This window comes from Kitasatospora sp. NPDC056273 (genome assembly GCF_042268845.1).
GTDB lineage: Bacteria > Actinomycetota > Actinomycetes > Streptomycetales > Streptomycetaceae > Kitasatospora.
Genome location: NZ_JBHJSJ010000054.1, coordinates 48,764 through 63,315, shown reverse-complemented (window position 1 = coordinate 63,315; position 14,552 = coordinate 48,764). Strand labels below are relative to the sequence as shown.

10 protein-coding genes are annotated in these 14,552 nt (G+C 73.4%); 6 read left to right on the top strand and 4 right to left on the bottom strand.

The window, feature by feature from the left end:
• Positions 1-151 precede the first annotated feature (151 nt).
• Positions 152-3,139, top strand: a complete 2,988-nt coding sequence (locus ACFCY1_RS33530; RefSeq protein WP_375877025.1) for a BTAD domain-containing putative transcriptional regulator — start codon at positions 152-154, stop codon at positions 3,137-3,139.
• A 290-nt stretch (positions 3,140-3,429) separates the two neighbouring features.
• Here ACFCY1_RS33530 and ACFCY1_RS33525 read toward each other — a convergent pair whose 3' ends face one another.
• Positions 3,430-4,062, bottom strand: coding sequence for a TetR/AcrR family transcriptional regulator (locus tag ACFCY1_RS33525; RefSeq protein ID WP_375877024.1), 633 nt, complete (start codon positions 4,060-4,062; stop codon positions 3,430-3,432).
• A 50-nt stretch (positions 4,063-4,112) separates the two neighbouring features.
• Here ACFCY1_RS33525 and ACFCY1_RS33520 point away from each other — a divergent pair, with 50 nt between their 5' ends.
• Positions 4,113-4,631 carry a GNAT family N-acetyltransferase gene (locus tag ACFCY1_RS33520; RefSeq protein WP_375877023.1) on the top strand — a complete coding sequence of 173 codons (519 nt, stop codon included), beginning with the start codon at positions 4,113-4,115 and terminating at the stop codon, positions 4,629-4,631.
• Positions 4,632-4,721: 90 nt separating this feature from the next.
• On the opposite strand, the gene ACFCY1_RS33515 is transcribed toward ACFCY1_RS33520, so the two are convergent.
• Entirely contained in the window at positions 4,722-5,192 is a 471-nt protein-coding gene (locus ACFCY1_RS33515) for a hypothetical protein (protein WP_375877022.1), read from the bottom strand.
• A gap of 403 nt (positions 5,193-5,595) precedes the next feature.
• On the opposite strand from ACFCY1_RS33515, the gene ACFCY1_RS33510 reads away from it, so the two are divergent.
• Both ACFCY1_RS33510 and ACFCY1_RS33505 read left to right on the top strand, forming a co-directional pair.
• Complete coding sequence (locus ACFCY1_RS33510) at positions 5,596-6,804, top strand: RICIN domain-containing protein (RefSeq protein WP_375877021.1); 1,209 nt, start codon at positions 5,596-5,598, stop codon at positions 6,802-6,804.
• 247 nt (positions 6,805-7,051) lie between these two features.
• Positions 7,052-10,120 (top strand): hypothetical protein, encoded by a 3,069-nt coding sequence (locus tag ACFCY1_RS33505; protein WP_375877020.1) that lies wholly within the window; start codon positions 7,052-7,054, stop codon positions 10,118-10,120.
• Between the two features lie 88 nt (positions 10,121-10,208).
• Here the strand turns inward: ACFCY1_RS33505 and ACFCY1_RS33500 are convergent, their stop codons facing one another.
• Entirely contained in the window at positions 10,209-11,279 is a 1,071-nt protein-coding gene (locus ACFCY1_RS33500; protein ID WP_159028455.1) for a LuxR family transcriptional regulator, read from the bottom strand.
• Between the two features lie 162 nt (positions 11,280-11,441).
• Complete coding sequence (locus ACFCY1_RS33495) at positions 11,442-12,665, bottom strand: hypothetical protein (protein ID WP_375877026.1); 1,224 nt, start codon at positions 12,663-12,665, stop codon at positions 11,442-11,444.
• A 466-nt stretch (positions 12,666-13,131) separates the two neighbouring features.
• On the opposite strand from ACFCY1_RS33495, the gene ACFCY1_RS33490 reads away from it, so the two are divergent.
• Both ACFCY1_RS33490 and ACFCY1_RS33485 read left to right on the top strand, forming a co-directional pair.
• Positions 13,132-13,353 (top strand): hypothetical protein, encoded by a 222-nt coding sequence (locus tag ACFCY1_RS33490; RefSeq protein WP_117486616.1) that lies wholly within the window; start codon positions 13,132-13,134, stop codon positions 13,351-13,353.
• A gap of 170 nt (positions 13,354-13,523) precedes the next feature.
• Positions 13,524-14,552 carry a phosphotransferase family protein gene (locus ACFCY1_RS33485; protein WP_375877019.1) on the top strand — a complete coding sequence of 343 codons (1,029 nt, stop codon included), beginning with the start codon at positions 13,524-13,526 and terminating at the stop codon, positions 14,550-14,552.

Genomic DNA, 14,552 nt, shown 5'->3' with positions numbered 1-14,552 from the left:
ACCTGGTCCCACTGGCGCAGAAAATCCCAAGCCCGGGCACGCGCCAGCCACTACAAGCGAAGAGGGCATGTCGAAGTGTCGTTGCAGTACTAGGGTCGTGGGCGGGCCGAGGGCGGTCGTGGGCTCTGAGGGACTGAAGCGGATGCAGCGGATGAAGATGACGTTCGGGCTGTTGGGGCCCCTGGCGGTCGCCGTGGACTCCGTGCCGCAGGTGTTGCCGCGGGCCGCGGTGTTGCGGGGACTGTTGGGGGTCCTGCTGCTGGCGGAGGGGGAGCGGCTGTCGGTGGGGCGGCTGCTGGAGCTGGTGTGGGCGGGGCAGGCGGACCGGGTGGGCCGGGGTGCGGTGCACACCGGGATGTCGCGGCTGCGCGGCTGGCTCGGCGGGTTCGGGGACGAGTCGGTGGTGCTGGAGTCGGATGCGCAGGGGTACCGGCTGGTGACCGGGCCGGGCGCGGTGGACCTCGGGCGGTTCCGCGGGTTCGCCGCCGACGGGGACGTGGCCGGGGCGATCGGGTTGCGGCGCGGGCCGGTGCTGGCCGGGCTGGAGCGGGTGAACCGGGAGGACCCGCTGGTGGCCGCCGTGGAGGACGAGGTGCGTGCCACGGTCCTGGCCCTGGCCCGGGCGGCGCAGGCCGACGGGGCGGCCCGGGCGGCCGTTCCCGCGCTGACGGCGCTCGCCGAGGAGTACCCGTACGACGAGCCGGTGCAGGCCGCCCTGTTGGAGCTGCTGGCGGCGGACGGGCGGGCGGCGGAGGCGTTGCGCCGCTTCCAGGCGTTGCGCCGGCGGCTGTCCGAGGAGCTGGGGATCGAGCCGGGCGAGCAGGTGCAGGGCGTCTTCCTGGCGCTGCTGGCGCACGACCGGGAGGACGCCCGCGCCGTTCCGGGGCGGTCCCGTATGCCCTCCCAACTTCCGCGTGACATCCCGGACTTCACCGGTCGTGACGAGCAGGTGCGGCTCGTCCTGGACGCCCTGGCGGCCGGTCGGGTGCCGGTGATCGCCGGGATGGGCGGCATCGGCAAGACGGCGCTGGCCGTCCACAGCGCCCACCGCGCCGCCGTCGACTACCCGGACGGCCGGCTGTACGCGGACCTGCGCGGGGCCGACGAGACGCCCGCAGACCCGGCCGGCGTCCTCGCCGCCTTCCTGCGCGCCCTGGGCGCGGACCCCCGGGAGATCCCGGCCTCCCTGGAGGAGCGTTCCGCGCTGTACCGCACGCTGCTGGCCGGCCGCCGCACGCTCGTCCTGCTCGACAACGCCGCCGGGGAGCAGCAGATCGGCCCGCTGCTCCCGGGCACCCCGGCGGACCCGGCCGGGCACGGGCCGGACCGCCCGGCCGTCCTGGTCACCAGCCGCGCCGCGCTCACGGCGCTGCCCGGCTCGCACCTCGTCGACCTGCATGAACTCGACGCGCCCCACGCCCGGACGCTGCTGCGCCGCATCCTCGGGGACCGCCGGGTCGCCGCCGAGCCGGTGGCCGCCGCCCAGATCGTCGAGCTGTGCGGCGGCATGCCGCTGGCCGTCCGCATCGCCGGGGCCCGGCTGGCCGCCCGGCCGCGCTGGACCCTGGCCCGGCTCGCGCACCTGCTGCGCGACGAACGGCGCCGGCTCGACGAACTGGCCGCGGGGAACCTGGCCGTACGGGCCGGCTTCGCCGTCGGCTACGCCCGGCTTCCTGAGCCGACCCGCCGGACGTTCCGGCTGCTCGGACTGCTCGACGCGCCCGACTTCGCGCCGTGGGTCGCGGCGGCGGTGGCGGGCATCCCACCGGAGCGGGCCGAGCGCCAGCTGGAGGAGCTGATCGACGCCCAGCTCCTCCAGGAGACCGGCACGGAGCCGCACCTGCGCTACCGTTTCCACGACCTCGTCCGGCTGTACGCGCGCGAGCACGCCGAGGCCGCGGACGAGCCGGCCGCCCGCACCGCCGCGCTCGGACGGGCCTTCGGCGCCTGGCTCTGGCTGGCCGAGCAGGCGGCCGATCAGGTGCCCGGGCCGTGCTTCGCGCCGATCCACGGCACCGCGCCGCGCCACCCGATGCCGTCCGGCGTCGCGGCGGCGCTGCTGGACGACCCGATGGCCTGGTTCGACGCCGAGCAGCCGGCCCTGGACGCGAGCGCCCGGCAGGCCGCCGCGCTGCGCATGGTGCCGGTGGCCTGGGACCTCGCCGCCTGCCAGGAGAAGTACTGCGACGTGCGCGGCCTGTACGACGAGTGGCGCACCACCCACCTGGCCGTCCTCCAGGCCTGCCGGTCGGCCGGTGACGGCCTGGGCACCGCCGTGCTCACCCGCGGCCTGATCGAGGTGACGACCTGGACCACCCCGGCCGACGGCTCCGGCACGGCCGTCGACCTGGCGGACGGCGCCCAGACGATGGTCGCCCTGGAGGAGCGGGCGCGGCACCTGCGGCGCCTGTTCGAGGAGGTCGGGGAGGAGCGCGGGGCCGCCGACGCCCTCGTCCTGACGGCCTGGAGCCTGGTCGCCCAGGGCCGCGCGCAGGAGGCCCTGGACGCCGGCCACCGTGCCCTGGACCTCGCCACCGCCCACGACCACCCGGGCGGCGAGGCCCGGGCGCACCAGATCATCGCCATCGCCCACGGGGAGACGGACCTCGACCGCACGATCGAGCACCTCACCGAGACGCTGCGGCTGGCGCGGCTGATCGGCAACACCCGCTTCGAGGCGACCGCGATCCAGTTCCTGGGAGCCGCCCACGGCCGGGCCGGCCAGGTGGAGCGGGGCGGCGAGCTGCTCCTGCGCTCGCTCGCCATGGCCCGCTCGCTCAAGGACCGCTACGTGGAGGCGTTCTCGCTGCTGTACCTGGCCACGCTGTACGCGGCCACCGGCGACGGCCGCGCCCGGGAGATGGCCGAGGCCGCGCTGGCCATCGCCCGCCGCTTCGACCTGGGGCACCACCTCGCCCAGGCCCTCGGCATCCTCGGGGAGCTGGACCTGGCGGCGGGGGACCGCGCCTCGGCCGTCGCCCACCTGGAGGAGTCCGTGCTGGTGTGGCGCGCCCGCGGCTGGCGCTCCTTCCTCGCGGAGGCGCTCCGGGCGCTCGGCCGGGCCTACGAGGCGGCCGGGCTGCCGGAGTCGGCCGCGCGGGTGCTCACGGAGGCGCGGGAGCTGAGCGACGTCCGGTAGCGGCCGGGGCCGGGGCCGGGGCCGGGGCCGTTGCCGTTGCCGCAGCCGGGGCCGTGCCGGTCGCGGGCCGCAGCCGTCAGTGATTGGTAAGCGATCGGTAAGCGCCCCTGCCTAGGCTCGATCCCCACGGCACGGGACAGGCGTACGCGCCTGTCCCGTACGCGCCGCATGGGCTGCCGGTCGGGTCCGCGCAGGGGACGGACCCGGCCGGAGGTGCGGCCGTCGGGACCGCGGCATCCGCCGGTGCGCGACATCTGCCGGCCGACGGGATCCGTCGCCCGGGCCGGGGCTCAGGCGAGGGCGGCGTCGAGGAAGGCGTGCCAGGCGGCGTGGACGCGCCGGGCGTGGGACCCGTCGGAGCTGTCGGACTCGTCGCCGACCCCGGCGAGCAGGTCCAGCAGCAGGCCGCGGAGGACGGCGAGCACCACGGTGGGATTCGCCCGGGTGCCGTCGAGGACGCGTTCCAGCGGTGGCAGCCACTCCTCCAGCGAGGCGGTGCCGAAGTCCGGCCACGGCCCGCGCCGGCCGAAGGCGCGGACGTACCCCTCGAAGAACAGCCGCAGCGCCCCTCGGTGTTCGGGCTGCGTCAGCCACTCCCAGAGCAGGTCGAGGGTCTCGCGGGCGCTGCCGCCCTCGGCCTCGGACCGTTCCAGCAGCGCCAGTTGCTCGGCCCGTCCGACCGTCAGGACCTCCCGGACCAGCTGCTCCTTCGACCCGAACAGGTACAGCAGCACGCGCGGGCTGGAGCCGATCCCGGCCGCCAGGGGGCGGAGGGAGAGGTCGGACACGTTGTGCTCGGCGACGTAGCGGACGGTCGCCGCGAGGAGATCCTCGCGGCGCGGGGACGGCTGCCGGGCCGACGCGCGCCGAGGGGATGACGGACGGGGCGACGGGTGGGAGGGCGCGTTGGTGGGAGCGGACACGTGCTCTATCGTTTCACTGAAACGAGTGTTTCAGTGAAAGGGGATGCCGCATGGCCGCCAGCGCACCCGGAGCCGCGACCATCCGCGAGGCCCTCCGGCCCGGAGACCTGGGCGCCGTCGCCGCCCTGCACGGCGTCCTCTACTCCCGCGAGTACGGCATGGACGCGACCATGGAGGCCTATGTCGCCGCCGGGATGGCCGAGTTGGTGCTGGCCCGGGCCCGTGAGGGCGGCGCGGCACCCGGCCGCCTGTGGGTCGCCGAGATCGACGGCCGGGTGGTCGGCGCCACCGGTCTCGTCCGGGCGGAGGAGCGCCCCGGCTGGGGCCAGCTGCGGTGGGTGATCCTCGACCCGGACGCCCGGGGCCGGGGGCTGGGCCGCCGGATGCTGGAGACGGCCCTGGACGAGGCCCGGGCCCGTGCGTACGAGGGCGTGCTGCTCTGGACGGTCGAGGGACTCGGCGCCGCCCACCACCTCTACGCGACGGCCGGGTTCGAGCTCACCGTCTCCCGCCCGGCCCGCAAGTTCGGCGTCGACGCGGTCGAGCAGCGGATGGACCTGCGGTTCTGAGGGGACGGCGGCCGGGCGGGCGCGCGGGTTCGCCCCCGTGCTCGGCGCGCGCCGTCGCCCACCGCCGTCCCGTCCTGCGGTTCCCGGTGCTCAGATCTTCACGGTGAGCCAGGCGCCGAGGCCGCTGCAGCCGCGCGCGTCGTAGGTGGTGCTGCGGTACCCGGCCGGGATCGGCGAGTACGGGCAGGTCCAGACGCCGTTGCGGACCAGCTCGTGGTACCAGGCGCCGACGCCGCTGCACCCCCGGGAGTCGTAGTTGGTCAGCACGTAGCCGGAGACGATCGGCGAGCCGGAGCAGGTCCAGAGGCGGTCCTGCGCGGGCCGCTGGTACCACGAGCCGTGGTTGTTGCAGCCGCCGGCGTTGTACATGGTGATGACGTAGCCGGCCGGGACGGGCGCCCCGGAACAGCTCCAGCCGCCGGCTGCGGCGGCCGCCGAGGCTGAGGAGGCCGCGGAGGCCGTGCCGGCCGCCGTCGTGCCGGTGAGGGCGGCCGCGAGCACGGCGACCGTGGCGGCCGCCCTCCCCGTACGGGTCATCAGCTTGCGGAGGATCGTGGTCACGGCGACACCGTTCCGATCGGTCGTCTCCCCGCCGTCGGTGCGGCGCGGGGAGGGTGTAACAGCGGGGATGCGCCGCACCTTAGCGGCGGTGATCAGGTCGCTGATAGATCCAGATCGATACATCGACGGACCTGACCGAAAACGATCCCAACTGACCGTCATGGCGCCGCCCGGCCATGCTCCGGACGGCGGTCGCCGGATGCGTCCGGTTGGTCGTCCCACGCGCCGCCCGCCCCTGCCCGGACCTCCCGCAGGACCGTCCCGCTGACCAGGGCGTTCGGGCGGATCCGGCAGGAAATCCGTCACGCTCCGTAGCGCTTCCGATTGCCGCGCGCCTCCGGCCGGAGAAATCTTGTGGATGCTCGACCGCCCGATTTCTCCCGATTCTCCCAAGGAGCCCCACGTGTCATTCCCAGCCCGTCCTCGAACCCGCCCGTCCGCCTGGCCGGCGACCGTCGCCGCCCTCCTCTCCCTCTCCGGGATCTGGACCGGAGCCGTGACGGCCGAGGCCGTTCCGACGCCGTCCGCCCTGCCGGCGGCCGCCGGTATCACGGCCACCGGTCAGACGCCCGGCGCCTATTCGGACTGGACCTTCAACACCACCGACACCGTGACGGACGTCGACTTCCGCAACACCGTGGTCACCAGCCCGGGAGACGGCGACGTGTACTGGGCGCACCAGTTCAACTTCGACGGGAACCTCTCCTACACCGGCTTCCAGCTCGGCAAGCAGAACAGCGGACAGTTCCTCTGGTCGACCTGGGCCGACAAGGACCTCCAGTTCAAGGACGGGACCGAGGGCTCGCACTGCTGGAACAACGAGGGTGAGGGCCAGCACCTGCAGTGCTCCAACACCACCGTCAACCACGGCCGTCCCGTCACCGGGGACACCTACGCCTTCCACGTGGAGATCGACCCCGTGACCCACTGGGCGAAGGTCACCGTGAGCGACGAGACCGCCGGCACCAGCTTCGTCCTGGGCGAGGCCCTGCTGCCGAACTCCTCGAAGATCCAGCACAGTTGGAGCAGCTGGGTGGAGTACTTCGACTGGAACGACTCCCGGTACGTGTGCGACGACAACGCGTACGCCGAGAACCGGTGGGGCAAGATGACCGGCAACGGCGGCACCCTCACCGCCGCGAACACGGGAACGTCGACCAGCGGCACCTGTCAGGACATGGTCCGGCAGCAGAAGCAGGACGACGGGACGCTGATCACCGAGACCGGTCTCGGCCAGTCCGCCCGCTGGCCCCTGCGCTTCACCAACGGCGCCTGTCTGGACCGCGGCGGCGCCACCGGCGTGATCACCTACGGCTGCGCCGAATCGCCCAACGGCAACCAGCTGTTCGTCTTCGCCCGCGACGGCAGCATGCGCAGCGCCGAGGGCAACGAATGCCTGGCCGCGCCGTCCTCCGTCGGCGGTCAGATCACACCCGCCGCGTGTGACGGCTCGGCCGCCCAGCAGTGGACGTACGACGTGATGAACGAGGCCGTGGTGAACTCCGCCGGCTGGGCCATGACTTCCAGCACCTCCGGGGGCAGCGGCGACCCGGTGACCGCGCAGGTCTTCGACGGGCGCGCCGAGCAGACGATCACGCCCTTCGAGGTGTGACGAACCACCAGGTGTCAACGCCCCACGAGGTGTCATGAGGTACGAGGTGTCGACGCCCTACGGGGGGTGAACGAGCCGACCCGCCCACGGCCGCGCCGGAACACCCGGCGCGGCCGTTCGTACCCACCCTCTATGATCCCGCCCGGGGGGAAGGTCGCTGAGCTGGGGTACGACACCGCTGTGTCCGCTCTCCCCTCGGGGGCGCACACCCGCGTCGCCGATTCGACGACCGGGAGACGAACACTCGGTGATACTCACTCAACGCCTGGGCCGCGGGCTGCTCGCCGGCGCCTCGGCGCTCGCGCTGGCACTGCTGCCCGCGGGCCTCGCACCCACCACGGCGGCCGCCGCACCCGCCGGCTCAGCACCCAGCGGCTCAGCACCCGCCGGCTCAGCACCCGGCGCACCGGCCGGTGACGGGTCCGGCCCGGCCCCGGTGGACCTCACCACCACGCGCGCCTTCGCGGACACCTTCCGGCTGGACCCGGCCCAGGACACCGACCCGCTGTACGGGCTGAACGTCGGCCTCGACGCCCGGCAGTCGCCCCCGGCCGGGCAGCACGGGATCTCCTACACCCGGGTCTCCGGCCGCTGGGACACCTCGACCGCGCCCGACCAGTGGTTCGTCCAGACCAGTCATCCGGACCACCCCGACAGGCTGCTGTTCGCCAAGGGCGTCTCCGCGATCATGCTCGGCGCGCCCGCCGTCGCGGACGGCACCGGCCACTACACCGTCTCGACGGTGGTCGACCCGGTCGTCGGCGACACCGGCGGCGCCGACTGGGGCTCGATCGTGCTGAGCCGCAGCCACCGCGGCAACGGCTACGTGACCGGCGGCGACGTCGACCTCGGCCTGACCGTCACCTCGGGCGGCAAGCTCGCCCTCTTCCACGGTGGCGGCGGCGAGAACCCCTTCTGGACCGGCACGGTGGCGCCCACGGCGCAGTACGCCGTCTCGCTCACCGTCTCCACCGGCGCCGACCGCGCCGTCACCCTGACGGTGAACGGCACCCCGTTCACCGTCTCCGCGCCGGCCGGGGTGACCCGCTGGCCGGGCAGTGAGTTCCTCTACCTCGGCGCGTACCTCTCCGACCCGAACCGCGTCACCACCTTCGGTGACGGCGCCGGCCACGGCCTGAACGTCAGCCGGATCGACACCAGCGCCACCCGCAGCGCCAAGCCGTTCGTCGACACCTTCGACGGCGCGCCCAACGCCACCACCGACCACGGCCTCAACCAGGACCTGGCTGCCCGCCAGCCGAGCCTGATCTCCGCCAACTACACCGCCGTGTCGGGCGTCAAGGGCCTGGCCCTCGACCCGCCGGCGGGCTCGGTGCAGGTCAACAGCCCGGCCCACCCGAACGTGCTCTCCTTCCCCAAGGGCACCTCGGCGGTCCGCCTCAACAAGCCGGCCACCTCGGACGTCCAGAGCGGCGCCTACACGGTGCACGCCGTCCTGACCCCCGTGGTCGGCAGCACCTCCGGCCAGGACTGGGCCTCCCTCGCCGTCGGCAACGCCTCGGGCGGTACGGGCGCCGTCGACGCCGAGGACATCGCGCTCGGCCTGCGCGTCCAGGCCGACGGCGGGTTGACGCTCTTCCAGGGCGGCACCCCGACCGCGCTGCCCGCCGTCCCGCCGGCCGGCTCCTACGAGGTGTCGGCCGCGCTGGCGACCGGCGACCGGCAGCAGGCGACCGTCAGAGTCAACGGCACGACGGTGTTCTCCGGCCGCACCGCCGCCAAGCTGCCCCGCGACGGCTACGTCTCGCTCGGCGCCCACCACTCGGCGGTCGGCCAGGTCACCACGGCGGACGACCTGCGGGTCTCCATGCTGGGCGGGCTCGGCTACTACGGGTTCTTCGACATCCGGGACCCGAACGAGCCGAACTTCAGCGCCAACCACGCGCCGGAGGTGGCGCAGTGGACCAACTTCAACAACTACCTGCGCGACCAGGACCCCCGCCTGGAGTTCCTGGACCAGTGCCGGCCGGCCGCCTGCGTGATCGACCTCAACCAGGAGACGGTGGTCCCGCGTTCGCCGGGTTCCTGGGCCGTCGACCCGAACCCGAACGCCGCGCAGAACCTCCTGAACCTGGTGCGGCGCATCGGGTCGAACATCGACAAGATCGGCGCCGTCGACGTGAGCGACGAGCCCTACTCGCACGGCCTGAGCCCCGCGCAGGTCCAGACGCAGGCGGAGCAGATCAGGGCCGCGTTCCCGGACAAGACGCTGATCATGAGCCTCGACCGCTGGAACGCCGAGCAGACCGCGCCGATCCCGTCCACGGTCGACATCGTCGGCTTCGACTACTACTGCGAGGGCCGCGGCGAGATCCAGCGGCTGCTGGCGAACCTGAAGACCTTCCTCTCCTCGCCGGACCAGCACCTGATGCTCTTCCCGGAGTCCACCAACGAGTACCGGGTCGCCGACGGCTGCTACTCCGGCAAGACCGACGCCGACATCGCGGCGTACAACGCCGAGTACCGCGCGATCGCCGCGCAGGACCCCCGGGTCGTCTACCTGCAGAACTTCCGCTGGCTCGGCCCGGACCAGCCGAACAAGGTGCCGCTGACCGTCGCGGCGCAGAAGAGGATCGGCAAGGCCGTGGTCGACGCCACGCCCACGCCGGCGCCCGCCTCGGTGGGCGTGTACCGGCCCTCGGACGGCAGCTTCGGCCAGGCCGCCCACAACGGCTGGTACACCGGCCAGGCCGTGTTCGGCGGCGGGGGCGGCGACGTCGTCCCGCTGACGGGCCACTGGAACGGGCCGGGCACCGACACCGTCGGCGTCTACCACCGTGACACCGCGACCTTCCAACTGTCCTACGACAACGCCACCGTGGCCGCCACCTTTCCGTTCGGGGCCCCCGGTGACGTCCCGCTGGTCGGCGACTGGAGCGGGCAGGGGCGGAGCACGGTCGGCGTCTACCGGCCCAGCGACCAGTACTTCTACCTGTCCGACGACAACGCCACCGTCAGGTACCGGATCAAGCTGGGCAACGAGGGTTGGAAGCCGCTGGTCGGCGACTGGGACGGCAACGGCACCACCACCGTCGCCGTCTACGACCCGCAGACCCAGACCTTCTACCTGAACGACTCCAACGAGACGGAACACCCGCGCCCGGGCGTCAGGTTCGGCAACCCCGGCGACCGCCCGGTCAAGGGCGACTGGGACGGCAGCGGCAAGGAGACCATCGGCGTGTACCGGCCCGGCGACCAGACCTTCTACGGGGCCGCCGAGAACTCCGACCTGGTGGTCTACAGCAGGAAGTTCGGCAACCCGGGCGACATCCCGCTGGTGGGCAACTGGGGCTGACACCCCGTCCGCCCGTCCGAAATCGGCGCCCTCCCGACCGCCGCGCGGCGATCGGGAGGGCGCCTTCGGGCCGGCCGCCCGGCGCGGGTCAGCAGCGCCCCTCGCCGAGCATGATCCGCGCGATCAGCTCCTGGCGGCTGCCCACCCCGGTCTTGGTGAACACCGACTTCAGGTGGTCCTGCACCGTGTACGGCGTCATCGCGAGGGCCCGGGACACGTCCCGGGTGTCGCCGCCGCGCACCAGCAGCAGCGCCACCTCCCGCTCGCGGGCGGTCAGCCCGTACGCGGCCAGGTACAGCGGCATCACCTCGGCCGGCGAGGCGGGCGAGGCCACCACCGTCACCGCGCCCGCCGCCCCGCCGTCGCGCAGGGCGGAACCGTGCAGCAGGTACCAGCGGTCGTCCCGGCTCCACACCCGCACCGGGGCCTGCGGTACGGGCAGCCCGTGCGCCGCCCGGCGGGCCTGCTCGGCGGCCATCGCCACGCCGGTCGGGACGGTCAACGAGGTCGGGGTGGGGTCGGCCAGCCGGGCGAGCAACTCCTCGGCCGGTCCGGACAGCGCCTGCAGCCGGTTGCGCCGGTCCAGCACCAGCACCGCCGGCCCGGCATCCGCCTCCTCGGGCGGGCCGGCCGGTACGTGACAGGCCCTCAGCGCGTTGCCCAGGTGCCGGGCGGCGGCGTCGGCGAGCTGCCGCTGGCCCTCCAGGTACGGACCGCGGTCCGGAGCCCGCAGGAACGCCGCGCACCCCCACATGCCGCCGGCCGCGTCGAACACCGCCCGCAACTCGTCCCCGAACCCGGCTGGCCTGACCTGCTCCCGGAACCGCACACTCTCCCGCAGCGACCCCCGGGTCGCCCGGCTCAGCGTCTCGGCCTGCACCCCGCTGCGCCGGATCTCGGGAAAGGTCGCCACGTCGTCCGCCCACACCTCCAGCCGCACGGCGTGCTCGAACGCGTCCAGGGTGAGGTCCTCGCTCTGCACCGAGTTCACCAACCCCGTCGCCGGATCCGCGGTGTGCCAGCACACGGCGTCGAACTCCAGCACCGGCCGCAGCAGTTCATCCGCCCGCCGGAAGACCTCGGGTGCCGTCAAGCCCGCCCCGGCAAGCTCCCGCACCCCCTCGATCGCCGCCCGCCCCGCCACCCCACGTCGCCCCATCCGGTGAAGCTAGCACGACAGTTCGCGCCCCACCCACGTGTCGAGGGGCGACGCCCCGCGGTGGCCCCGCCCGACGGCGGTCCGGCCGGAGAGCCGTGCCGCCCGGGTGGGGCGGTGCTGCTCTCCGGCCGTGAGTGGACCTGGTTCGAGGACGGGGTCCGGCTACTTGGACAGGCGGGACCAGTCGGCCGGTTGGGCGGGGTCGAGTTGGCGGAGCTGGTCGAGGACCTTCGGGTCCTGGGCGTCGAGCCAGTCGGCGACCTGGCGGAAGGAGACGCAGCGGACGCCGTCGCGCTTGCAGACCCCCTTCATCACGTCCTCGATGGCCTGCATGTAGATGCCGCCGTTCCAGGACTCGAAGTGGTTCCCGATGAACAGCGGGGCGCGGCTGCCGTTGTAGACGCGTTCGAAGCCGGCGAGGTAGCTCTCGCGGGTCTCCTTCTCCCAGGTGTCGTACTTCTTGGGGTCGCCGTTGGTGGTGTTCCCGGACTGGTTCGCCAGGAAGTTGAAGTCCATCGAGAGGCTCTGGGTGGACTTGCCGGGGGTGGGGAGCAGCTGCAGCGGGAAGTTCCAGATGCCCTCCTTCTTCGTCGGCCAGACCTGGAACTCGCCCGGGGAGCTGGCGTCGTAGCGGAAGCCCGTCGCCTTCTCGGCCGGCAGCAGGTTCTTCTGGCCCTCCAGGCAGGGGGCGCGGCCGCCGACCAGTTCCTTGGTGTAGTCGAAGGGGAGCGGCGGGAGGTCCTTGAAGCCGGTGTTGGTCTTCCAGTTGGTGACGAAGGAGACGGCCTGGTCGAGTTCGCTCTTCCACTCCTCGGTGCTCCACTCGCCGCCGCCCTTGGCGTTGCAGAAGTGCCCGTTGAAGTGGGTGCCGATCTCGTTGCCGTCGAGCCAGGCGAGGCGCAGCTGTTCCAGGGTGTCCTTGATGTGGGGGTCGGTGGCGTAGTCGATGGAGGCGTCGCCGGGCTTGTGCTGCGGCGGCTTGTAGAGCGTGCTCTTGGACTTGGGGAGGGTGTAGAGGCCGCTCAGGAAGAAGGTCATCTGGGCGTTGTTCTCGGCGCCGAGCTTGCGGAAGCGGGAGAACTGGCGGTCGTCGCCCTCCAGCGCCCCGTCCCAGGAGAAGACGACGAACTGCGGCGGCTTCTCCCCGGGCTTGAGCTTCTCCGGCACGGGCTGCTTGGGCTGCGGGCCGGTGTCGGAGGTGGAGCCGTCTCCGAGCACCTTGACCTGGCCGTCCCAGGTGGGGGTGGGGGCGGGCGGTGGCGGGGCGGGGGCCTCGGTGGTGGTGCTCGGGGCGGGGCTGGGCGGGGTGGTGCCGGTGGTGGCGGTGGGTCTGCTCGGTGTGCCGTCGCATCCCGTCGCCAGGGCGGAGGCCCCGAGGACCCCCATCGCCAGCAGGATGGCCGAGCCGCGAGCAGTCCGCACGGGACCCCATTTCTCTGATCTTCAATCAGGAGCTGTTCAGAAGATGATCGATGAATGTGATCATCAGAACACTTTTGATCGACCTCTGTCGAGGTCGGGAAGGTGTGGCTTTGGTGGGGGTGGGTCGGGTGAGCAACTCCCTTGTGGAGCATGGGAGATGGCGCGCCGAGCGGGCTCCGGTGGAGGCCCCCGGAGGGTGTGGGGGTGAGGGGTGGTTCATCGTCGCCGCCACCGCAACGGCCGCGGCCGCCGATGGGTTCAGCGACTGATCGGGCGTCACGCGGGTTTCGGCCAAGTTCGTGGCATGGGCATGGCGCTACGTGCCCAGCCGTTCCGGCCCCGGCTAGGGTCGCTCCAGCTCAGCGAACCTCCGGCGCCCCACGGCCCTCGTGCGGCGTCCCGTGGACCTTCCCGATTGGACTGGTGTGCCATGAACAGGACGTACTACCGCCCGCTGGACCGTCCCTCGACCACGAGCGTCCGCAGCCGGCTCGCCGCCGCGGCCGGGGCCGCCGCGGTGGCCGCCTGCGTGCTCACCGGCGTCGCGGTCGCCACCGCCGGTGCCGCGACCGCCGCGCCCGCCTCGGTCCCCAAGCCCGCCGTCACCGTCTATGGCGTGGCCGGCGCCACCCAGCCCGCCGCACCCCGCTAGACCCGCCCCTTCGGCGCGCCCGGGTGGCGGTTCGTCCGAACCGCCACCCGGGCGTCGCCGTTCCCGCCGGAGGGCCCTGGACGGGCTTCGCCGCATTGACAGGGGACATCCTCGGGCTGAATGCTAAGCAAGCGCTTAGTCAATGAGGATCCACCCCGAGGAGCCGCCCGATGGCCGAGACCCCCGTCGACCCGCCCGGACTGGACCTGGCCCGTCTCCGGTCCCGGCTGGAGCGCGAGCTGCCCGGCCTCCTCCAGGGGCCGCTGCGGGCCGACCTCGTCGAAGGGGGCCGCTCGAACCTGACGTACGTCCTGGGCGACGGCGCCTCCCGCTGGGTCCTGCGGCGCCCGCCGCTCGGGCACGTCCTCGCCACCGCCCACGACATGGGCCGCGAGTACCGGGTGATGACGGCGCTGCGCGACACCGGGGTGCCCGTGCCCCGGACGCTCCTGCTCGACCCGGACGACGAGACCCTCGGCGCCCCCTGGTACCTCATGGAGTACGTCTCCGGCACCGCCCACCGGGACGTCGCCCCGCTCGCCGCCCTCGGCGAGCGGCGGGTGCACGCACTCGGGCAGCGGCTGGTCGACACCCTCGCCACCCTGCACCGGATCGACCCGGCCGCCGTCGGCCTCGCCGACTTCGGCCGGCCCGAGGGCTACCTGGAACGCCAGCTGCGCCGCTGGTCCAAGCAGTTGGCCGCCTCCCGCAGCCGCGACCTGCCCGAGCTCGACCGCCTGCACGCCAGGCTCGCCGAGCGTCTGCCGGCCTCGCCCACGCCCGCGCTCGTGCACGGCGACTACCGCCTCGACAACGTCCTGGTCGACGACGCCGACACCATCACGGCCGTCCTGGACTGGGAGATGTCCACCCTCGGCGACCCGCTCACCGACATCGGCCTGCTGGTGATGTACACCGAACTCGCGGGCGTCGGCGGCGGCATCATCCCCTCCGCCATGACCGCCCCCGGCTTCCCGAAGGCCGACGAGATCGTCTCCCGCTACGCCGACGCGACCGGCCGCCGGGCCGAGGACCTCGACTGGTACGTCGCCTTCGCCTCGTTCAAGCTCGCCGCCGTCGCCGAGGGCATCCACTACCGCTTCCGGCAGGGCCGCACCCTGGGCGCCGGCTTCGAGCGCGCCGGCGAGATGGCCCCGATCCTCGCCCGGCACGGCCTGAGCACCCTCAAGGAGAGCTGA

What these genes read in the sequence shown, in the direction of transcription:
- ACFCY1_RS33530 (WP_375877025.1), top strand. Translation starts at nt 152, where the DNA reads ATGAAGATGACGTTCGGGCTGTTGGGGCCCCTGGCGGTCGCCGTGGAC.
- ACFCY1_RS33520 (WP_375877023.1), top strand. Translation starts at nt 4,113, where the DNA reads ATGGCCGCCAGCGCACCCGGAGCCGCGACCATCCGCGAGGCCCTCCGG.
- ACFCY1_RS33500 (WP_159028455.1), bottom strand. Translation starts at nt 11,279, where the DNA reads ATGGGGCGACGTGGGGTGGCGGGGCGGGCGGCGATCGAGGGGGTGCGG.
- ACFCY1_RS33495 (WP_375877026.1), bottom strand. Translation starts at nt 12,665, where the DNA reads ATGGGGGTCCTCGGGGCCTCCGCCCTGGCGACGGGATGCGACGGCACA.
- ACFCY1_RS33490 (WP_117486616.1), top strand. Translation starts at nt 13,132, where the DNA reads ATGAACAGGACGTACTACCGCCCGCTGGACCGTCCCTCGACCACGAGC.
- ACFCY1_RS33485 (WP_375877019.1), top strand. Translation starts at nt 13,524, where the DNA reads ATGGCCGAGACCCCCGTCGACCCGCCCGGACTGGACCTGGCCCGTCTC.